Source organism: Streptomyces sp. NPDC001851 (genome assembly GCF_040297165.1).
Lineage (GTDB): Bacteria > Actinomycetota > Actinomycetes > Streptomycetales > Streptomycetaceae > Streptomyces.
The window spans coordinates 119,245-140,120 of the sequence record NZ_JBEOYR010000012.1; the positions used below are offsets into that span (position 1 = coordinate 119,245).

A 20,876-nucleotide genomic window follows, 5' to 3' on the forward strand; every position below is an offset into this window, starting at 1 on the left:
TTCCAGCGCCCTACCTGCGAGGAGTTCTCATGAGCGAGCGGTCCAGCCTCGGCCCGGATGCCGCACGGCAACTCGCCAACACCACCAAGACGACACCGCAGATGCGCGGCATCACGCCGCGCTATCTGCTGCGCGCGCTGCCCTGGGTGGACATCGAGTCCGGCGTCTACCGGGTCAACCGGCGCCGTACGTACGTCCTGGGCGACGACCGCATCAGCACGACCGACGACGACACGCCGCGCGTCGTCGCGGGGGACCTCCGCGAGGTGCCGTACCTGCGCGAGGTGGACGGCACGCTGCTGGATGAACTGGCGGGCGCGTTCACGCAGGTGTCCTTCGAGCCGGGCGAGACGCTGGCCCAGGAGGGCGCCCCGGCCGACCGGCTGTGGGTGATCGTGCACGGGCGCGCGGAGAAGCGCGCAACAGGCCAGTACGGCGCGGACGCGCTCCTCGACGTCATCGGCGACGGCCAGTTCTTCGACCTCGGCGCATGGACCCGCGCCGAGACCATGCCGTACCGGGTGCAGGCGCTGACCGCAGGCGTCGCCCTCTGCCTGGCGCGCGCGGAACTCGCGCGGCTCGCCGAGCGGGACGAGACCTTACGGGGCGCGGTGGACGCGTACGTCACCGGCGCCGACGTCATGGCCGGTGCCGAGGTCCCCGTCGACCTCACCGCGGGACACGACGGCGAGCCGGAGCTGCCGGGCACGTACGTCGACTACGAGGACACACCCCGCGAGTACCACATGACGCTCGCGCAGACCGTGCTGCGCGTGCACACACGTGTCTCCGACCTCTACAACGGGCCGATCGACCAGACGCGGGCCCAGGCCAACCTCACCGTGCACGCACTGCGCGAGCGGCAGGAGGCCTCGACGCTGTACCACCCGGAGTTCGGCCTCTTCAACAACGTCGCCCCCGGGCAGCGCGTACAGACGCGCACCGGCGCGCCGACCCCCGACGACCTGGACGAGCTTCTGACCCGGGTGTGGAAGCAGCCCGCGTACTTCCTCGCCCATCCGAAGGCGATCGCGGCGTTCGGCCGCGAATGTACGCGCCGGGGCGTGCCCCCGGTGATCGAGAACCGCTTCGGCAGCCCGATGCTCACCTGGCGGGGGGTGCCGCTGCTCCCGTCGGACAAGGTGCGCTTCTCCGGGGGCGCGGGTGTGGGTACGACCGAGATCCTGCTGATGAGGCTGGGCGAGGCGGAGCAGGGCGTGGTGGGCCTGCGGCCGTCGAAGGTGGCCGACGAGGTCGAGCCGGGCCTGGCGATGAAGAACATGGGCGTCGACCAGAAGGGCATCACGTCGTACCTGATGACGGCGTACTTCAACGCGGCGGTACTGGTGGAGGACGCGCTGGCGGTCCTCCAGAACGTCGAGGTGTCCAAGTACCATGACTATTCCTGACGTTACCGCTCCAGGCGGCCTGACGGCCCCGACCGCTACGGTCCCGACCGGCCTCTCCGGCCTCTCCGGGCGCACGGCCGCACCCGGCCCCGAAGCCGTCTCCCAGGGCTTCTCGCCCGAAGCGGCCCGCCGTGACGTACCGGTCCTGCACCGCACGGTCAACGGTCACCCGCTGGTCTGGCTGGACAACGGCGCCACCACGCAGAAGCCACGTCAGGTGATCGAGACGCTGGCGGCGTTCTACGCCTCCGCCAACTCGAACATCCACCGGGGCGCGCACACCATGGCGCGCGAGGCCACGGAGATGTACGAGGCGGGCCGGGCCGCGGTCGCGCGGTTCCTGGGCGCGCCCGCGCCCGAGAGCATCGTCTTCACCCGGGGAACGACCGAGGCGATCAACCTGGTCGCACAGAGCTGGGGGCGCGCGAACCTCGGTCCCGGAGACGACATCCTGGTGCCGGTGCTGGAGCACCACGCGAACATCGTGCCCTGGCAGTTGGTCGCCCAGCAGACACGAGCGCGCGTCGTACCCGTACCCCTGCGGCCCGACGGCGGCATCGACCAGGACGCGTACGCCGATCTGCTCTCCACGCGGACCAGGCTCGTGGTCATCAGCCACGCCTCGAACGTCCTCGGCACCGTGCCACCGGTGCGGGAGATGACGGCGCTCGCCCACCGCTACCAGGCGAAGGTGCTGGTCGACGGGGCACAGGCGGTGGCCCACTTTCCCGTCGACGTACAGGATCTGGACGCCGACTTCTACGCCTTCTCCGGCCACAAGATCTACGCCCCCACGGGCATCGGCGCCATGTACGCCAGGCCGGAGATCCTCCGGACCATGGCGCCGTGGCAGTCGGGCGGCAACATGATCGAGTCGGTGAGCTTCGACCGTACGACGTATGCCCCGGTCCCCCACCGCTTCGAAGCCGGCACCGGCCACATCTCCGGCGTGGCCGGCCTGCTGTCCGCGCTCGACTGGCTGACGGGCTTCGACCGCAAGGCGGTGGCGGACTACGAGACGCAGCTGATGGCCTATGCGCAGGAGGCCCTGGCCCAGGTCCCGGGCCTCGAACTGCTGGGCCGGGCGGCCGACCGGATCGGCGTGCTGACCTTCACCGTGCCCGGCCACACCCCGACCGAGATCGCCGACTGGCTGGACGGCGAGGGCATCGCCGTCCGGGCAGGCCACCACTGCGCCCAGCCGGCTCTGGCCCACTACGGCCTCGATTCGGCGGCCCGCGCGTCGCTTGCGCTGTACAACACGAGGGAGGAGGTGGACCGGCTGGTGGCGTCGCTGCTGGGGCTGCAGGCCGCCTGAGGCCGGACACCCGGTGGCCCCGGACCGGGCTGATGGACCTGCCCGTACGACCCCGACCAGGGGCGTACGGGCGGGCTCGTCCCGGAGATACGCACAACCGGGACGGCCTTGTCGTGTCCCTGGCCCGACTTATCCACAGGCGCAACCGGAATCCCAAGATCCGCGAGATCGTCGGCGCATGACGAATCACAGCGAAACCACCGGACCGTTCGAAAACGGCGACATCTCGGGACGGGAGCCGTGCACGGACCTGTCCGCGCACGACACGCAGGTCACGCTCCGCACCCCCGCCGAACTGGCCGACGCCCTGCCCTACCTCCTCGGCTACCGCCCGGAGGACAGCATGGTGCTGGTCGCCCTGCACGACCGCGAAGGCCAAGGCAGGTTCGGCGGCCGGGCCCGGCTCGGCATCCCCGCCAACGAGGAGGACTGGGAGGCGGCCGCACGCCAGCTGGCCCAGGGACTGGTGACGGGCAGCGAACGGCGAGGCGCCCGGCCCGAGCAGATGGTGGCCTATGTCTGCCGGGAACCAGCCCCGGGCGAGTCCGGCCGCGACGTCAAACGACGGCTTGAGCGGCTGGCCCACCTCCTGCGCACCCAGTGCGGAAACCTCGATGTGCCGGTCATCGAGGCACTGTGCATCTCCGACGGCCGTTTCTGGTCCTACTGCTGCCCCCTCCAGGGCTGCTGCCCCGACGACGGCACGCCGATGGGCCTTCCCGGCACCTCCGTACTGGCCGCCGCGGCCACCTACGCCGGCATCCAGGTGCGCGGCACCCTGCGGGAACTGCGCACCAGGCTGCAGCCCTGGGAGACGACCGCGGCCCTGGAGCAGGAGATCGCCCTCGACGCGGCCGGGATGACCTTGGTGCCCCGCATTCTCGACGAGGGGTCCCGCGCGGAAGTGGCGGAGGAGACCCTCGGCCTCGCCGAGCAGCTCATCCACCGCTTCGCCGCCGCCGCACCGGTGTCCGGCACCCACCCGGCGGACCTGCGTGACGACGGGCTCCTGACGCACGACGAGGCGGCGACGCTGATCCTCGGACTCCAGGACCGCACGACCCGCGACCGGGCGGCCGTCTGGATGGAGGACGACGAGGCGGCTCCCGCGCTGCGCCTCTGGCGCGCCCTGGCCCGCCGCTGCGTCGGCCCCTACGGCGAGCACGCCGCGGCCCCGCTGACCCTGGCCGGCTGGGTGGCCTGGTCCATGGGGGACGAGTTGGAGGCCCGTGAGGCGCTGGCCATGGCACTGGGCGCGGACCCCGACTATCTGTTCGCCCGGCTGCTTCACCAGGCCTGCAACGACGGCATCGACCCGGAAGCGATCCGCCGCTGCCTGCGCGCGGGGCGCGCGCGGGCGGACCGCACCGCTCAGCCGCATCCGGAGGCGAGGGCCGCTCGGGCCGCGCTCCCGGCAACCGAGAGCGGGACGCCCGGCGCGGGTGCTGGGGCGGACGGCGAGGGCCCGGATGAGGCGCGGGGAACGGGCACGCGCCGACGGCGCCGTGTGCGATCCGCCGAGGGAAGTGATGCTCCTCGCGCGGCTCGCTCCACGGGCGGCCGGCGCAGGCCGGCCGGCTCCCGGCCGGGCTCCTCGGCAGCCGTGTCCGCGCGCCCCGGCGGCCGTGGCCAGGGCGGCACGCGTGCGCGGGCGGCGGAGCCGGGCACCACCACGACCAGCGCGGCCCCGTCGGTGAGCGAGCGTGGCAAGCCCGAGGAGGAAGGGTGAGCGCCGTGCGGGGGCGCGCGGCCGGAGCCCTGGTCCAGCAGGTCTGCAGGTCTGCGCGCGGACGGCGCGCGGCCCGGCAGCGGTGTCCGCGGGATGCGGCGCACGCCCCTGGAGGTCGCCGCGGAACCGCTCTCGTGCGAGCCGGTGCCGCTCCGGTGACGGTGGCCCGCCTGGCCCGCCTGGCCCGCTTGGCCCGCAGGGCCCACCGGGCACGCACGACCGCTCGGCCGGCCTGCGACGGCCCGTCGCGCGTGCGCTGGTGGCAGCGGTTCACCACCGGCCCGAACGGCATCACCGCCCTCGCACGCCGTCATCGGGCCGGCTGCCCCGAGGCCAGCCGTGACCCGGACGACTCTCCCTCCGTTCACCTGAGTGGCGGAACGCCTGTATGGCCCCTGCCGCCGTACCACCCCTGTTCTCCCGGGCGTCCCTCCGGTCGCCCAGCACGGCATAGGCGCACCGAGCGCCGAGGAAGCCATCCCATGCACCAGCAGCCGACTCCGCCCTCCACCGCCGATGACGAATGTCCGCCCTGGGACAGGCACGACCGGTTCCCGCCGGACGGTGCCGCCACGGCACGACGTTCGGTCGGTGTGCTGACCTCGGCCAAGAGCCCCGGGCCGAGCGCCTCGGCAGGTCACCCGAGGCCACTGGCGCCGGGCCGCGGCAGCCGGCCCGCCGCAGTCCCGCCGGTGCCCTCACCGCGGGGCTACCGCCCGGCACCCGAGCTGCCGTCGACGCACGCCGCCTTGATCTGTGTGGCCCTGCCCGGCCTCGCCATCTCCGGTGACGGGCAGCTGGCCGGCCGAGGGCTGGACGGGTTCTACCGAGGTGGCAGGCGTCTGCTCTCGCGGTGTCAGGTCCGCGTGGCCGGCCGTGAGCCGCTGGCCGTGCAGGCCAGGATGACCGGTGCCGACAGTGCCCGCTTCGTGGGGGCACTGCGCGCTTCACCGACGGCGGGCCCCGATCCGGACGTCGTCGTCGAACGGACCCGTCGTGCCGACGGAACCGAACGGATCACGCTGCGCAACGCCGCCGCGCGACCGCTGAAGCTGCCCCTTGAGATCGCCCTCGGTACGGACCTCGCCGAACTCGGCACCATCGCCTCCGGCCGGGCAGGGCCCGAACTCCCGGCCAGTGTCCATGACTCGGGCCTGCGCTGGGCCACGGCTGGTGCCGCCGCCTCCGTCACCGCCGACCCGCCGCCCTCCGACGCCCTGGCGTCCGCCGGCCTGCTGCGCTGGGAACTGGAAGTGCCTCCCGGCGGCACGGCAGCGGTGGAGCTCCGCGTGCGGCTCGACGGCGCGGGTCCGCTGCGGGCGGCGGGCCACGCCACGACCAGTCCGTTCGCGCCCGCCAAGGCGACAGGCGACGATCACCGAGTGGCTCCACTGCTGCACACGGCGGTGGCCGACCTCCAGGCTCTGCTCCTGCGTGACCCCGCCCATCCCGCCGACACCCATCTCGCGGCGGGCGCGCCCTGGCGCTGCGGACTGGCCCCCGCCGAGGCGCTGGCGGCGGCCCGCATGGCGCTGCCGCTCGGCACCCGGCTCGCCGCCGGCACCCTGCGCACCCTGGCCCGCACCCAGCTCCCGGACCGGAGCCCGCGGCCCGGCATGATCCCCGGACCGCGACGCGACGCCGGCCCGCTCCTTCCCGCGGGATGCACGGGCACGGAGGCCACACTGCTCTTCCCCGTCCTGCTCGCCGAGGCCCGCCGCTGGGGGCTGCCCGAGCAGGAGACGGAGGAGCTGCTGCCCGCGGCAGAACGCTGTCTCGCCTGGCTGCGGGCCACCGCCGGCGACGGCTCCTACCTGCACGACCCCCAGCCCGGGGGCCCGGCGCGCTGCGAGACACAGGCGCACGCGTATCGGGCGGCCCTGCTCGGCGCCGATCTGCTGGAGGCGTACGACCGGCCCGGCGCCGTCGAGTTACGCCAGTGGGCCCAGGCCTTGCAGGCGGCCTTCCGAGCCGACTTCTGGGTCGCGGACCGCGGCGGCGGACGTCCGGCCGCAGCCCTGGCACCGGACGGCCGCCCCGTGCCGCACCTCGGCTCCACCACCGTCCACCTCCTCGACACCGGCCTCCTCGGTTCCGGCCGGCTCGCCCCGGGCCTGCTCGACCCCGTGCAGACCGAACACCTCGCCCGGCTGCTCGGCGCTCCTGCCATGGACGCGGGCTGGGGGCTGCGTGGTCTCGGAGCCAAGGAGGCGGGACACAATCCGTTCGGCCACCGGAGCGGAGCCGTCCGGGTGCCCGAGACCGCACTCGCCGTCGCCGGACTGGCCGCCGCCGGCTACGAGAAGGAAGCCGGCGGCCTGCTGAGAGGTCTGCTGGACGCGGCGGAACACTTCGGCCACCGGCTGCCCGAGATGTTCGCCGGTGAGCAGCGCACCACCGGGAGCGCGCCGCTTCCGCACCCCGCGGCCTGCCGGCCGGCGGCCACTGCGGCGGCTTCGGTGATCATGATGCTCACCTCGCTCGCGGGTGTCCGCCCCGACACCCCCGCCCGCACGGTCACCCTGTGCCCCGTCCGGAGCGCACCGCTCGGCGAACTCGGCCTGACCGGGCTGCGGGTCGCCGGTGCGCCGTTCGCCGTACGGGTCAGCCGGCTGGGGCTCGCCATGGTCGAGGAGGCGGCGGACGGCCTGCAACTGGGAGTGTGACCTCGTACGACGGTCGTACGACGCCGCTGGGCCGAAGAGCGGGTGCTGGTGCTGCGCCCCGTACGGGAACGACGCGGAACCACTGTCGATGCGCCCGGAGGAGGGAGTGTTTATCGTCAGGAAGACGACTATGATCGCCGCATGCCCTACGACCCGTCAGCCTTTCCGCCCTTCGCCGTCACCGTGGACCTGGTCGTGCTGACCGTGCGCCGCCATGCCCTGTGCGCGTTGGCGATCCGCAGGGGCGAGCCACCGTTCCAAGGGCGCTGGGCGCTGCCCGGTGGTTTCGTACGGGCGGACGAGGACCTCACCCAGGCGGCGGCGCGGGAGCTCGTCGAGGAGACCGGGCTGTGCGCACACGACCCCGAGGCCCCGGCCCAGGGCAACGGGGCCCACCTCGAACAGCTCGCCACCTACGGCGACCCCAAGCGGGACCCGCGTATGCGTGTGGTGAGCGTCGCGCACCTCGCACTCGCGCCGGACCTGCCCGCCCCGCGGGCGGGCGGCGACGCGAGCAACGCGCGCTGGGCGCCGGTGGAGGAACTGCTCCAGCAGGGCGGTTACGGTCGCGACGGCGAGCCCGTGGCGCCGCTCGCCTTCGATCACGCCCAGATCCTCGCCGACGGGGTGGAGCGGGCCCGGTCCAAGATCGAGTACTCCTCGCTGGCCACCGCCTTCTGCCCGAGCGAGTTCACCGTCGGCGAGCTGCGCAGGGTGTACGAGGCGGTGTGGGGGGTGGCGCTCGATCCGCGCAACTTCCATCGCAAGGTCACCGGAACACCCGGATTCCTCGTCCCCACCGGAGGAACGACCACGCGCCAGGGTGGCCGGCCGGCGCAGCTCTTCCGTGCTGGTGGCGCCACCCTGCTCAATCCGCCGATGCTGCGCCCCGAGGTCTGAGGCTCCGTCAAACGGTGGACGTGAGCGGGCCATGCCCGCATCGCGCGCGATAACAGACCGGGTTATACCGGAAAAACAGGACATCTCACGCTATCTTGCTGCAGGTGATCCATGCCTTCGGACTGACCAGCAATCCCCGCAAGGCGCACCCGCCCGCCGTCGACGACGTCTCCTTCGAAGCGCGCGCGGGAGATGTCACCGTGCTCCTCGGGGGCGCCGGCGCGGGCAAGACGACGGCGCTCAGACTGATGCTTGAGCTTCAACCGGGGCGCGGCATCACCTACTTCAGAGGGCGGCCCCTGCACCGGATCGCCCATCCGGCACGGGAAGTCGGCGTGCTCCTCGGCGACGTACCGGGGCATCCTGCCCGCTCGGTCCGTGGCCATCTGCGCATGTTGTGCGCGGCCTCGGGAGTTCCCGCACGGCGGGCCGACGAGGTCCTCGAAGCGGTCGGCCTCGTCAGCTTCCGCGAGGAGCGCCTCGGCACGCTTTCGCGCGGTATGGACCGCAGACTCGGTCTGGCCTGCGCCCTGCTGCCCGACCCGGACACGCTCGTCCTGGACGAACCCGCCGACGGACTCTCCGCCCGTGAGGCGCAGTGGGTGCACGGCATGCTGCGGGCCCACGCCGAGCAGGGCGGCACGGTGCTCCTCACCTCCGCCGATCCCAAGGAGGCCGCGCGCACGGCCGACCGGGTCGTCACCCTGGACGCCGGCCGACTCGTGGCCGACCAGGACGTGCGGGAGTTCAGCCGTACCCGCCTGCGTCCGCGCGTGGCCGTCCGCAGCCCGCACGCGGTGCGACTCGCGGCCCTGCTCACCAAGGAGGCCCGTACCGGCCGCCGCTCCGTCGAAGTCGTACACGAGGGCGGCAACCGCCTCTCGGTGTACGGCTCCACGACCGCCGACATCGGCGAGGCGGCGTTCCGCCACGGCATCCTCATCCACCAACTCGCCGACGAAGTGGGCGACATGGGACCGGGCGCCGGTGCCGGACCCGGCATCCACGGGTCCGGGGAGGCGGGTGCGGCGGTGGAGGAGGAACAGGCGGCCCCCGCGCTGGTGGAACCGGAACCGGCCGTGCGCGCCTTCCCGGCAGGGGAGTCGGACGTACCGGGTGCCGGTGCGGGACTCACCGGCGTCCCGTCGGGGGAGGCGGGCGCGGGGTCGACGGAGGAACCGGCGGTGGAGCGGGACCAGGCCGCCATGCCGGGCCCTTCGCCGGCGGAACCGGAGCCCATCGCGCGTGGCTCGTCGATGCTGGAGCCGCAGACGGCCCTGTGCGACGTGCCGACGGTGGAGTCGGGCATCTCAGGCCACGGCGCGGCGGCGTCGGCGTCGAACTCCTCGGCGTCCGGCTCGCTGTCCGCCCGGGCGGGTGTGCCGACGCTCGGCTCGTCCGCGTCGGAGCAGGCCGCGGTGGTGTCCGGCCCCTCGTCGGCAGAGCCGGGCGTCACGGCGCTGGGTGCCTCGGCGAGAGAACGGGGCGCCATGCCGTTCGGGTTCTCGGTGGGCAACCGCGAGAACGCCGCAGCAGACACCTCGGCGCCGCAGCGGCCTGTGCCCGGCGGCTCCCTCGGTGAAGAATCGTCAGCGGAGGGAGAACCGCCGTCGGGGCAGAAGCAGCGGGCCCTCGGCGCCGAGGCGGCGTCGCCCGGCCAGGCAACCGACGTCTCCTCGGATCAACAACCCCCGGAGGGGGAGACGGGGCAGGCCCTCAGCGGTGAGGTGCCGTCGCGCGGAGAGGCATCCGACTCCCGGCCGGGTGCTGAGCGGACAGGGACCGCCCGTCCCGCGGTGACCGAGGGCGCGTGGCCGGACGACACCGTCACGGAAGCCGGCGGGGCGGAGCCCGGCGTCGAGCCGGACGCCGAGGACACGCCAGGCAGCGCGAACGGGCCCCTCGGGCACGGCATGCCCGAAGTCGCCACGCCCGACGGCGACGACGGGCCCATCGGTCAGGACGCGCCCGGCGAAGGCGGAGCCGGGGCTGTCCCCGGAGAGGTGCTCGCGGGAGCCGACGGCAGCCGGACCGCCGGAGCCGCGACCACGGCGAGTACCCGGCGTGATGCGATCTCGGTGGCCCAGGAACCGCAGACCGGCGGCACCACCTTCGCGGCCCGCGGTATCACCGCCCTCCGCACCCGCCTCCCCGGCGCCAGGAATCCCGGCAACCGTCAACCGCACTCCGCACGAGCCGTCCGCTCCGACGATGTCAGCACCTTCGACGCCCTGCCCCCGCTCCCGCCCCCCATCTCCGTCCGCCCCGCCCCCAGCCCCCTCCGACCCCTGCGCTACGAGATCCGACGCGCCACCGGCATCGGCACCGGCTTCCTCACCTGCGGCGCCGTACTGGTGGTGTCCGCACTCACCGCCGTACTGCTGGCCAGGCTCGGCCACACCCCGCAGGCGCGGCTGTTCGGCGCGTGGCCGCAGGAACTGCCGCTGCCGCCCGCGGCCCTCGCGGCAGGGCTGCTCGGTGCGCTGGCCTTCGGGGACGAGTTCCGCCACCCCGCCCTCGCGGCGGACCGCGGCACCGTGCCCCGCCGGCTGGGGCTGCTCACCGCGAAACTGCTCGTCTCCGGAGCCACCGCGATGATGCTGGCCTTCCTCACCCTCGGCTGCGACGCCGAAGCGCTCTACATCGTCTACGGACGGGAGCTGACACAAGTTCCCGCCGACTGGCTTTCACTCAGCGCCAGTTGGTTCGGCCTGGTCGTCGGCTGCGCCTGGGCCGGTGTACTCGCGGCCGGTGTGTTCCGGTCCACCACGGGCGGCCTGGCGGCCGTACTCGCCGTACCCGTTGTCGTCGTCCCCCTCGTGCGCGAGGTCACGCGGGGGCCGGCCCTGCACATGGCGACCGGGTTCCCGGCGCGGATGCGGGAGGTCTACCTGCTGCAGTGGCCCTTCGGTGGCGAGCGCTACCTGCTCGGGCTGGCGCGCGTGATCGCCCAACCCGTGGGCTGCGCACTGGCGTTGTCGCTGTCGGCACTGCTGTGCGCGTATCTGTTCACGACGCTGCGCACCCGGTTCCGGTGACGGGCATGAGCACACTTCCGATCCCGCCGTGTGCACAACTCCCCGCGGAAAGCCCATTTCTTTCCGATAAGGCGTCAATTGCGACGGGGTGAGCGATCACCCTTTCGTGTGCTTTTCACCAAAGACCTCAAGGGAGTTGGAGGCGGCGCCGACAAAGGATCCGTGAGTACCCTTGCGCACACCATGATGACCGCCGCCCGCTCCACCGACTCCGGTCTGGCCGGCCCGGGCGACCTCGACCGCTACCCCTACGCAGAGTCCCAGGTGGGTGAGCGCGTAGCAGCGCCCTCCTGGGAAGGCGCGGACCCCGACCTGGGGCGCGTCGGCCGGCGTGCCGCGGGCAGTCGCGGACGTGGACTGCACGGCCAGCTCGTTCAGCAGCTCGGCCAGATGATCGTCTCCGGCGACCTCGGCGCCGACCGTCCGCTGGTGCCCGAGGAGATCGGCCAGCGCTTCGAGGTCTCCCGCACCGTCGTCCGTGAGTCCCTCCGCGTCCTCGAAGCCAAGGGCCTCGTCAGCGCCCGACCGAACGTCGGCACGCGGGTGCGTCCCGTCAGCGACTGGAACCTGCTCGATCCGGACATCATCGAGTGGCGGGCCTTCGGCCCCCAGCGCGACGACCAGCGCCGCGAGCTGAGCGAGCTGCGCTGGACGATCGAGCCACTCGCGGCCCGGCTCGCCGCAGGGCACGGGCGCGAGGAGGTGCAGCAGCGCCTCTGCGACATGGTCGAGATCATGAGCCACGCCATGGCACAGGGTGACGCGCTGACGTACTCGCGTGCCGACGGCGAGTTCCACTCCCTGCTCATCCAGATCGCCGGCAACCGCATGCTGGAGCACCTCTCCGGCATCGTCTCGGCCGCGCTGCAGGTCTCGGGCGGCCCCGTCACGTCATGCGACCGGCCGAACGAGGCGTCCCTCGCGCAGCACGCGCGGATCGTCGACGCGCTCGGCACCGGCGACGGCACGGCGGCCGAGGCGGCCATGCGTCAACTGCTCACGGTCCACCCCGAGGTCGAGCGCGTGGTGCCCGCGCCGCGCGAGCACTGACCTCCGCGGCCAAGGCGGTGCGGTCGCCGGTGCGTGGCGTCCTCGTGGTGCTCGCGGCGGCGCCGGGCTCGGATGCCGGCCGTCGCCGGACCCTGCCGGACCCTGTGCGGTCCGGCGGGGTCCAGTGGTGCGAGGGGTCCCCGAGCTCATGCACGCGACCGGGTATGACGCCGAGACTGATCTCGTATGTCCATGTCTGACTGTTTTTAATCGCTTACGGGGTGTGACTCGGGCCACGCAGATTGGGCGTAACGCTCCCGGAAACAGCGCGATGACCTAAGAGGTGACAGTCGCGGAGGGAATACGGACGCCATGACAGGCGCTGTGCATCTCCCCGGCCCTCGCCCGCGCCGTCGGCCCATCCCCAGGCCGGTGGTCGGCTCCTGTCCGCAGTGGACGGTGCCGGAAGCCGTTTTCCAACGTTCCGAGAGGTTGTTCGTGTCGGCCAGCACATCCCGTACGCTCCCGCCGGAGATCGCCGAGTCCGTCTCTGTCATGGCGCTCATTGAGCGGGGAAAGGCTGAGGGGCAGATCGCCGGCGACGATGTGCGTCGGGCCTTCGAAGCTGACCAGATTCCGGCCACTCAGTGGAAGAACGTACTGCGCAGCCTCAACCAGATCCTTGAGGAAGAGGGTGTGACGCTGATGGTCAGTGCCGCAGAGCCCAAGCGCACCCGCAAGAGCGTCGCAGCGAAGAGTCCGGCGAAGCGTACCGCCACCAAGACGGTCGCGGCGAAGACGGTGACGACCAGGAAGGCCACCGCCACCACGGCCGCCCCGGCGGCGCCCACCGCTCCGATCGCAGCCGATTCCGCCGAGGAAACCGCACCCGCCAAGAAGGTCGCGGCCAAGAAGACGACCGCCAAGAAGGCGGCCGCCAAGAAGACCGTCGCGAAGAAGACGGCCGCGAAGAAGACCACGGGCAAGAAGGACGACGTCGAGCTTCTTGAGGACGAGGTCCTTGAGGACACCAAGGTCGCCGACGAGCCCGAGGGCGCCGAGAACGCGGGCTTCGTCCTGTCCGATGAGGACGAGGACGACGCGCCCGCCCAGCAGGTCGCCGCGGCCGGGGCCACCGCCGACCCGGTCAAGGACTACCTGAAGCAGATCGGCAAGGTCCCCCTCCTCAACGCCGAGCAGGAGGTCGAGCTCGCCAAGCGCATCGAGGCGGGTCTGTTCGCCGAGGACAAGCTGGCCAACGCCGACAAGCTGGCGCCGAAGCTCAAGCGTGAGCTGGAGATCATCGCCGAGGACGGCCGCCGCGCCAAGAACCACCTCCTGGAGGCCAACCTCCGACTGGTGGTCTCCCTGGCCAAGCGCTACACCGGCCGCGGCATGCTCTTCCTGGATCTCATCCAGGAGGGCAACCTCGGTCTGATCCGCGCGGTCGAGAAGTTCGACTACACCAAGGGCTACAAGTTCTCCACGTACGCCACCTGGTGGATCCGTCAGGCCATCACCCGCGCCATGGCCGACCAGGCCCGCACCATCCGTATCCCGGTGCACATGGTCGAGGTCATCAACAAGCTCGCGCGCGTGCAGCGCCAGATGCTCCAGGACCTGGGCCGCGAGCCCACCCCGGAGGAGCTGGCCAAGGAACTCGACATGACCCCGGAGAAGGTCATCGAGGTCCAGAAGTACGGCCGCGAGCCCATCTCGCTGCACACCCCGCTGGGTGAGGACGGCGACAGCGAGTTCGGTGACCTCATCGAGGACTCCGAGGCCGTCGTTCCCGCCGACGCCGTCAGCTTCACGCTCCTGCAGGAGCAGCTGCACTCCGTTCTGGACACCCTGTCCGAGCGCGAGGCCGGCGTCGTCTCCATGCGGTTCGGTCTCACCGACGGTCAGCCGAAGACCCTCGACGAGATCGGCAAGGTGTACGGCGTGACGCGTGAGCGCATCCGCCAGATCGAGTCCAAGACCATGTCGAAGCTGCGCCACCCGTCGCGTTCGCAGGTGCTGCGCGACTACCTCGACTAGGTCGCAGTCGTACCACGGCGAAGGCCCGGTTCCCCTGCGGGGGCCGGGCCTTCGTGCTGCGCGCAGTCGTGTCGTGGATCACTCTGGGTGTCCCAGTAACAGCCCAGAGTGAGGAGCCTGCATGCTTCTTTCCGTTGCCCGGTCACTGATCCGGCCGCTTGCCATGGCGGCCACCATGACCGTGATACCCCTGGTCAACGCGACACCCGTGGCCGCCGACAGCATCGTCGTCGGGGGCTTTTCGATAGATGTCACCCAGGCCCCGTGGACGGTCGCGCTGTCCAGCCGTGACCGGTTCGGCGGTACGCGGGCAGGCCAGTTCTGCGGCGGCGTGGCGGTCGCCCGGACCACGGTGCTCACCGCGGCTCACTGCATGGGCGAAGACGTCCTCGGGGCTCCGCCGGGCCGCGTACGCGACCTGAAGGTCATCGCGAGCCGCACCGACCTGCTGTCGGACGGGGGGCAGGAGATCGCCGTACGTGACGTGCGGATCAACCCGGGATACGACAGCGAGACCCACGCCGGCGACTTCGCCGTGCTCACTCTCGCCAAGGAACTGCCGCAGAGCGCGGTCGTCGCCATGGCGAGCGCGGGTGACCCGGCCTACGCGCCGGGCACTGAGGCGCTGGTCTCGGGATGGGGGGACATCACCGGCTCGGGTGCCTACCCGCACACGCTGCACGCCGCACGCGTGCGTGTCCTGGCCGACGATCTCTGCACCCGCGCCTATCCGGGCGGCCCCGACGGCACCTACCGGCCCGACAGCATGCTCTGCGCCGGGGAGCCCGCCGGCGGCCCGGACGCCTGCCAGGGCGACAGTGGCGGTCCGCTGGTGGCCGAAGGGCGGCTGATCGGACTCGTCTCCTGGGGGAGCGGCTGTGGAAGGCCGGGCAAGCCCGGCGTCTACGCCCGCATGTCCGACGTCGTACAAGGCGTGCGGGCGGCCTCAGGGGGCGTAGAACGGCCCCACGGGCGCTCCTGAAGCGTTCGCACGGGGCATGAGCACGGGCGGCCGCTCCTCTTGAGGAGCGGCCGCCCGTGCACCGGCCTGTGCCGGGGCTGGCTCGTCGTGTGTGCGAGATTCAGCGCTCTTCTTCGGAAGCGGTGTTCGGAACGGAGGTCAGCCGCTCCGTCTCGTCCTGTATCTCAGCGGCGATCTTCTTGAGTTCCGGCTCGAACTTGCGACCGTGGTGGGCGCAGAAGAGCAGTTCTCCGCCGCTCAGCAGGACGACGCGCAGGTATGCCTGGGCGCCGCAGCGGTCGCAGCGATCGGCGGCCGTCAGCGGGCTCGCGGGGGTCAGAACAGTAGTCACGTCGCCTCTTCTCTAGCTCGACGAGCTGTCGTACCAGGGTCAACATCCAACCAGCCCGAAAACGTTCCCGCTCGTGGCTTTTCCTCGAAAAAAATCTTCCGGGTCGGCTGACTGCTGCCGGTTGGCGGCGAATGTGCCGTAGTGCGTCTCTTGGGTGCTTACGGTTTCGCGCTGTGGTGTGTCTTGGTCCTCCCGGCCGGGTTGCCGGTTGTTCATGAGGACGTGCCCGGAGCCTAAATGGTTCATGCCTCCAAGGGAACGTGATGTGCACTTCACTCCATCGAGGGATCGAACGTGTATGCGAGCGTGGACTAGTCTGAGTTCTCGACGAGGGTGGCGTTACACCGGCTCTACCAGGCCTCGGTACCCTCTGAGCGGCGACCGAAGCCGCCCCCTTACCCAGTAGGGGGCCCACTGAAATTCAGCGAGGAGCGAACCGCGTGACCGCCGATACGTCCGTGCCGTCCACAGCGCTGCTGGCAGGAGCAGACCGGGACGGTTCCAACTACACCGCGCGGCACCTGCTCGTCCTCGAGGGCCTCGAGGCCGTGCGCAAGCGCCCGGGCATGTACATCGGCTCGACCGACAGCCGCGGTCTGATGCACTGCCTGTGGGAGATCATCGACAACTCCGTCGACGAGGCGCTCGCGGGTGTCTGCGACCGCATCGAAGTGGTCCTGCACGACGACGGCTCCGTGGAGGTGCGCGACAACGGCCGCGGCATCCCCGTGGACGTCGAGCCCAGGACCGGCCTGTCCGGCGTCGAGGTCGTCATGACCAAGCTGCACGCCGGCGGCAAGTTCGGCGGCGGCTCGTACGCCGCCTCCGGTGGTCTGCACGGCGTCGGCGCCTCCGTGGTCAACGCCCTCTCCGCCCGCCTCGACGTCGAGGTGGACCGCGGCGGCCACACGCACGCCATCAGCTTCCGGCGCGGTGTGCCGGGCGCCTTCGCGACCGAGGGCGCCGACGGGAAGTTCGAGGCCAAGAGCGGTCTGCGCAAGACCAAGAAGATCCCCAGGACCCGTACCGGCACGCGCGTGCGGTACTGGGCCGACCGGCAGATCTTCCTCAAGGACGCCAAGCTCTCCCTGGAGAACCTGCACCAGCGCGCCCGCCAGACCGCCTTCCTGGTGCCGGGCCTGACCATCGTCGTCCGCGACGAGTTCGGCCTCGGCGAGGGCGGCAGCAAGGGCGAGGAGTCCTTCCGCTTCGACGGCGGCATCAGCGAGTTCTGTGAATACCTGGCGGGCGACAGGCCGGTCTGTGACGTGCTGCGCTTCTCGGGCCAGGGGACCTTCAAGGAGACCGTCCCGGTCCTGGACGAGCACGGCCAGATGACCCCCACCGAGGTCACCCGCGAGCTGGGCGTCGACGTCGCGCTGCGCTGGGGGACGGGCTACGACACCACGGTCCGCTCCTTCGTCAACATCATCGCCACGCCCAAGGGCGGCACCCACGTCGCCGGCTTCGAGCAGGCCCTCACCCAGACGATGAACGACGTGCTGCGGGCCAAGAAGCTGCTGCGAGTGGCCGAGGACAACATCGTCAAGGACGACGCCCTGGAGGGCCTCACGGCCGTCGTCACCGTGCGCCTGGCCGAGCCGCAGTTCGAGGGGCAGACCAAGGAGGTCCTCGGCACCTCGGCGGCCCGCCGCATCGTGAACAACGTGGTCACCAAGGAGCTGAAGGCGTTCCTGACCGCCACCAAGCGGGATGCCGCCGCGCAGGCCCGGGTCGTCATGGAGAAGGTGGTGGCCGCCGCCCGTACGCGCGTCGCGGCCCGCCAGCACAAGGACGCCCAGCGGCGCAAGACCGCCCTGGAGTCCTCGTCGCTGCCGGCGAAGCTCGCCGACTGCCGCAGCGACGACGTCGACCGCAGTGAGCTGTTCATCGTCGAGGGCGACTCCGCGCTCGGTACGGCCAAGCTGGCGCGGAACTCCGAGTTCCAGGCTCTGCTGCCGATCCGCGGCAAGATCCTCAACGTGCAGCGGTCGTCGGTGACCGACATGCTCAAGAACGCCGAGTGCGGCGCGATCATCCAGGTCATAGGAGCGGGCTCGGGCCGTACCTTCGACATCGACCAGGCCCGCTACGGCAAGATCATCATGATGACCGACGCCGACGTGGACGGCTCCCACATCCGCTGCCTGCTGCTCACGCTGTTCCAGCGCTACATGCGGCCGATGGTCGAGGCCGGCCGGGTGTTCGCCGCGGTGCCGCCGCTGCACCGCATCGAGATCGTCCAGCCGAAGAAGGGCCAGGACAAGTACGTCTACACGTACTCGGACCGCGAGCTGCGCGACAAGCTCATGGAGTTCCAGAGCAAGGGCATCCGGTACAAGGACTCCATCCAGCGGTACAAGGGTCTGGGCGAGATGGACGCCGACCAGCTGGCCGAGACCACGATGGACCCCCGTCACCGCACCCTGCGGCGGATCAACCTGTCCGACCTGGAGGCCGCCGAACGGGTCTTCGACCTGTTGATGGGCAACGACGTGGCACCGCGCAAGGAGTTCATCTCCAGCTCGGCGGCGACGCTGGACCGCTCGCGCATCGACGCGTAGCCGCTGCGCCGGCCTTCGGCCCACGGAGGCGCTTTCCCCGGGCGGGCTGAGAGGAGCTTGCCCGGGGCGTAGGGCGCGAGCGGAGGAGGCTGGAGCGGGGCGGCGGCACCTGTGGGCCGGTGGAGGGTGACGGTTGGTCGTGCTTCGCCGGCCGGTGGTCGCGCTTGAGGGCTGAACGAGTTCCGGCGGGGCGTGGTCGGTCGTGGCCGGCCGGCGCCTTCGGCCGTCTGCCGGCTCACCCGCCGCACCCGGGGCGGCACTCCTCCACCGGCCGGACGGGGGAGCCCGCGTCTCGGCACCGGTCGACTCGGTACCTCACCGTGTCCGACCACCGCCTTTCTCCCACCCCGCTTCCGTCCCAGCCCGGTCTCTGCACCCGTGGGTGGAGACCAACCGCTCCAGGTTTCCACCCTTGATCCACCCCAGCGCCGATCTCCCGAACTGGGCTTTTCCGTAGCTTCGTAGGTGTCGGCAGCGCCTGCTCCCGGCACCACCTTCTCGCTCACGGAGGCTCTGATGTCCGGGCTCGTCAACGCGCTGGTGATCATGGCCGTGGCCGGTGTCGTGATCGCGCGGCAATTCCGCGCCCGCGCGATCGACACCGACCGGCGCTGGTGGCTCATCCCCGTGATCCTCGCCGTTGTCGCGCTGCGCGATCCCGGCGTCCTCGACGCCCACCACCGCGCGGAATCCGCCGTGCTGCTCGCGGTGGAGCTGCTCATAGGTGTGGCCACCGGCGCCGGCTGGGCCTGGACGACCCGTGTCTGGACGGCTCCGGACGGCGTCGTGTGGACCAAGAGCACCAAGGCAAGCCTTGCAGCATGGGGCGTGGGCATCGCCCTGCGGATCGGTCTTTACGGACTCGGCCTCGCGCTCGGCCTGCACCAGAGCAGCTCCGCCCTGACGCTCACTCTCGGCACCACTCTGCTGGTCCGCGACGGCATCCTGGTCTGGCGGGCGCAGTCCCTCGGCACCGCGGACCGTCCGGCCCCGGCGTACGGTGACGACATGCGGTCGGCCCGGAAGGAACGCGTGTGACGGAGTACGTCTTGACCCGCTGGCCGTCGCGAGAGGCGCTCGGCCGTGAGGGAATCTCCCGCCCCCGGCGCGTGATCGCCTGGGCCGTGCGACTGCTCGTGCTCATCCTGCTGCTGTGGAGTGCCTTCAGCCAGAGGCATGTCGGCGTCTGGAGCGGACTCGCGGCAGCGGCGGGAGTCCTGCTCGCCGCTCTCGTCTCCTGGGCCTTCTTCCGGACCACCTACCAGCACCGGCTGGTGCCCTCCCTCGCGCTCGTCGGCATCCTCCTGGGCATCGCCGCGGTCGCCGAGGCAACGGGGTTCAGAGCACCGGCCCTGGTGCTCTGGTGCGGCTGCGGAATCAGCGCCCTGGAGAGGCTCCCGCTGGGAGCTGCAGTACCCGTGGCGTCGGTCGCGCTGGCCTCGTACTCCGCGTTCAACAACGATGCGTGGCTGACCACGGCCGCCACCGTGGCCGGTATGGCCCTCGCCGGATACGTCCTGAGGCTGGACGCGGAGGCCCGCGGCAGCGCGCAGCGGCTCCTTGCCCAGGAGCGTGCCGCCCGGGCGGCCGAGGCCGAGTCCGCAGCGCTGGCCGAGCGAGCGAGGATCGCCCGGGAGATCCACGACGTGCTGGCCCACAGCCTCTCGGCGCAGCTGGTGCACCTGGAGGCGGCCCGGCTGCTGATCGAGAACGGCGCGGACCGCGAGCGCATCCGGGAGCGGGTGGTGGCCGCGCGGGGCATGGCTCGCGACGGGCTCGCCGAGACCCGGCAGGCTCTGTCCGCCCTGCGGGGCGAACTGACCCCGCTGGAGGACTTCCTGAGCGAACTCGTCAGCGGAGCCGACGGCGCCGAGGTCACCGTGACGGGTGAGCGCAGGCTCCTGTCGGCCGAGGCCTCCCAGGCTGTGCGCAGAGTGGCCCAGGAGGCGCTGACGAACGTCCGCAAGCACGCGCACGGTGCCAAGGTGCAGCTGCGGCTCGACTACGGCGAGCACGAAGTGACCCTGGAGGTACGGGACTCGGGCGGGCCGCCGGGCGAACTGACGGGGTCAGGAGGGGGATACGGTCTGCTGGGCATGCGGGAGCGTGCCGAGCTGCTGGGCGGCTCTCTGGACGCGGGGCCGGGCGAGGAGGGGTTCGTGGTGACGCTGAAGGTGCCCGTATGACGGAGACGGAGGGAGCGAAGAAGCCCGCACGGGTGGTGGTCGCCGACGACCAGACCGTGGTCCGGGAGGGCATCGTGATGCTGCTCGGGCTGCTGCCCGGTGTGGAGGTCGTGGGTGCCGCGGGAGACGGCGAGGAGGCGGTGCGTCTGGTGGCGGAACTGGCGCCGGACGTCGTCCTGATGGATCTCAGGATGCCCCGCTGCGACGGCGTGGAGGCCACCCGGCGGATCCGTGCGCAGTACCCCGGGACCCAGGTCGTGGTGCTCACCACGTTCGCGGACGACGAGTCGTTGTTCCCCGCGCTGCGCGCCGGCGCCCGGGGCTATCTGACCAAGGACGCGGGCGGTGACGAGATCGTGCGTGCCGTGGAGAGCGTGCTGTCAGGGGACGCGGGGCTGTCGCCGAGCGTCCAGCGCCGGTTGCTGGAGCGGCTGTCACAGCCCGAGCCGGGCCCGCCGGTGACCGCTGAGGCGCCGCCCGACGGACTGACCGCGCGGGAGACCGAGGTCCTGTTGCTGATCGCCGAAGGACTCAGCAACCAGGAGATCGCCCGCAAGCTGCATGTGTCGACCGCGACGGTCAAGACACACATCAACAATCTCTTCTCCAAAACGGGACTCAAGGACCGGGCACAGGCGGTGCGTTACGCCTACAGCAAGGGGCTGGTACGGCCGCCCGCCGGGTGAATCACCTGATGGGGTGAAGAGCCGGGGGAAGAAGAGT

The 20,876-nt window shown here is 71.7% G+C and carries 14 protein-coding genes; 13 read left to right on the forward strand and 1 reads right to left on the reverse strand.

Annotation, left to right across the window (positions count from 1 at the left end):
- The first annotated feature begins 29 nt into the window (after positions 1 to 29).
- The 9 genes from ABT171_RS19580 to ABT171_RS19620 all read left to right on the forward strand — a co-directional run bounded on the left by ABT171_RS19580 (position 30) and on the right by ABT171_RS19620 (position 15,072).
- Positions 30 to 1,409, forward strand: coding sequence for a family 2B encapsulin nanocompartment shell protein (locus ABT171_RS19580; RefSeq protein WP_351245374.1), 1,380 nt, complete (start codon positions 30 to 32; stop codon positions 1,407 to 1,409).
- Positions 1,396 to 2,727: a SufS family cysteine desulfurase gene (locus ABT171_RS19585; protein ID WP_351245376.1), complete on the forward strand. Its 1,332-nt coding sequence runs from the start codon at positions 1,396 to 1,398 to the stop codon at positions 2,725 to 2,727. The genes ABT171_RS19580 and ABT171_RS19585 overlap by 14 nt, the downstream gene beginning before the upstream one ends.
- Positions 2,728 to 2,905: 178 nt before the next feature.
- A complete protein-coding gene (locus tag ABT171_RS19590) occupies positions 2,906 to 4,456 on the forward strand; it encodes a DUF4192 domain-containing protein (protein WP_351245378.1) in 1,551 nt (516 codons plus the stop codon).
- Between the two features lie 482 nt (positions 4,457 to 4,938).
- On the forward strand, positions 4,939 to 7,122 hold the full coding sequence (locus ABT171_RS19595) for a glycogen debranching N-terminal domain-containing protein (protein ID WP_351245380.1): 2,184 nt from the start codon (positions 4,939 to 4,941) through the stop codon (positions 7,120 to 7,122).
- Positions 7,123 to 7,263: 141 nt separating this feature from the next.
- Entirely contained in the window at positions 7,264 to 8,022 is a 759-nt protein-coding gene (locus ABT171_RS19600) for an NUDIX hydrolase (RefSeq protein WP_351245382.1), read from the forward strand.
- A gap of 104 nt (positions 8,023 to 8,126) precedes the next feature.
- Positions 8,127 to 11,060, forward strand: a complete 2,934-nt coding sequence (locus tag ABT171_RS19605; protein WP_351245384.1) for an ATP-binding cassette domain-containing protein — start codon at positions 8,127 to 8,129, stop codon at positions 11,058 to 11,060.
- A 162-nt stretch (positions 11,061 to 11,222) separates the two neighbouring features.
- Entirely contained in the window at positions 11,223 to 12,110 is an 888-nt protein-coding gene (locus ABT171_RS19610) for a FadR/GntR family transcriptional regulator (protein WP_351245386.1), read from the forward strand.
- 438 nt (positions 12,111 to 12,548) lie between these two features.
- The gene (locus ABT171_RS19615; protein WP_351245388.1) at positions 12,549 to 14,090 is read left to right on the forward strand and encodes an RNA polymerase sigma factor; all 1,542 of its coding nucleotides are present in this window, start codon (positions 12,549 to 12,551) and stop codon (positions 14,088 to 14,090) included.
- 121 nt (positions 14,091 to 14,211) lie between these two features.
- A complete protein-coding gene (locus ABT171_RS19620; protein WP_351245390.1) occupies positions 14,212 to 15,072 on the forward strand; it encodes a serine protease in 861 nt (286 codons plus the stop codon).
- A gap of 100 nt (positions 15,073 to 15,172) precedes the next feature.
- Here ABT171_RS19620 and ABT171_RS19625 read toward each other — a convergent pair whose 3' ends face one another.
- On the reverse strand, positions 15,173 to 15,403 hold the full coding sequence (locus ABT171_RS19625) for a DUF7455 domain-containing protein (RefSeq protein ID WP_030735014.1): 231 nt from the start codon (positions 15,401 to 15,403) through the stop codon (positions 15,173 to 15,175).
- Positions 15,404 to 15,843: 440 nt separating this feature from the next.
- Here ABT171_RS19625 and ABT171_RS19630 point away from each other — a divergent pair, with 440 nt between their 5' ends.
- The 4 genes from ABT171_RS19630 to ABT171_RS19645 all read left to right on the forward strand — a co-directional run bounded on the left by ABT171_RS19630 (position 15,844) and on the right by ABT171_RS19645 (position 20,839).
- A complete protein-coding gene (locus tag ABT171_RS19630; protein ID WP_351245392.1) occupies positions 15,844 to 17,967 on the forward strand; it encodes a DNA gyrase/topoisomerase IV subunit B in 2,124 nt (707 codons plus the stop codon).
- Between the two features lie 516 nt (positions 17,968 to 18,483).
- Positions 18,484 to 19,005, forward strand: coding sequence for a DUF1453 domain-containing protein (locus tag ABT171_RS19635; RefSeq protein ID WP_351245394.1), 522 nt, complete (start codon positions 18,484 to 18,486; stop codon positions 19,003 to 19,005).
- Positions 19,002 to 20,153, forward strand: coding sequence for a sensor histidine kinase (locus ABT171_RS19640; protein ID WP_351245396.1), 1,152 nt, complete (start codon positions 19,002 to 19,004; stop codon positions 20,151 to 20,153). Before ABT171_RS19635 ends, ABT171_RS19640 begins: the two co-directional genes overlap by 4 nt.
- Complete coding sequence (locus ABT171_RS19645) at positions 20,150 to 20,839, forward strand: response regulator transcription factor (RefSeq protein WP_351245398.1); 690 nt, start codon at positions 20,150 to 20,152, stop codon at positions 20,837 to 20,839. Before ABT171_RS19640 ends, ABT171_RS19645 begins: the two co-directional genes overlap by 4 nt.
- Positions 20,840 to 20,876: the final 37 nt, after the last annotated feature.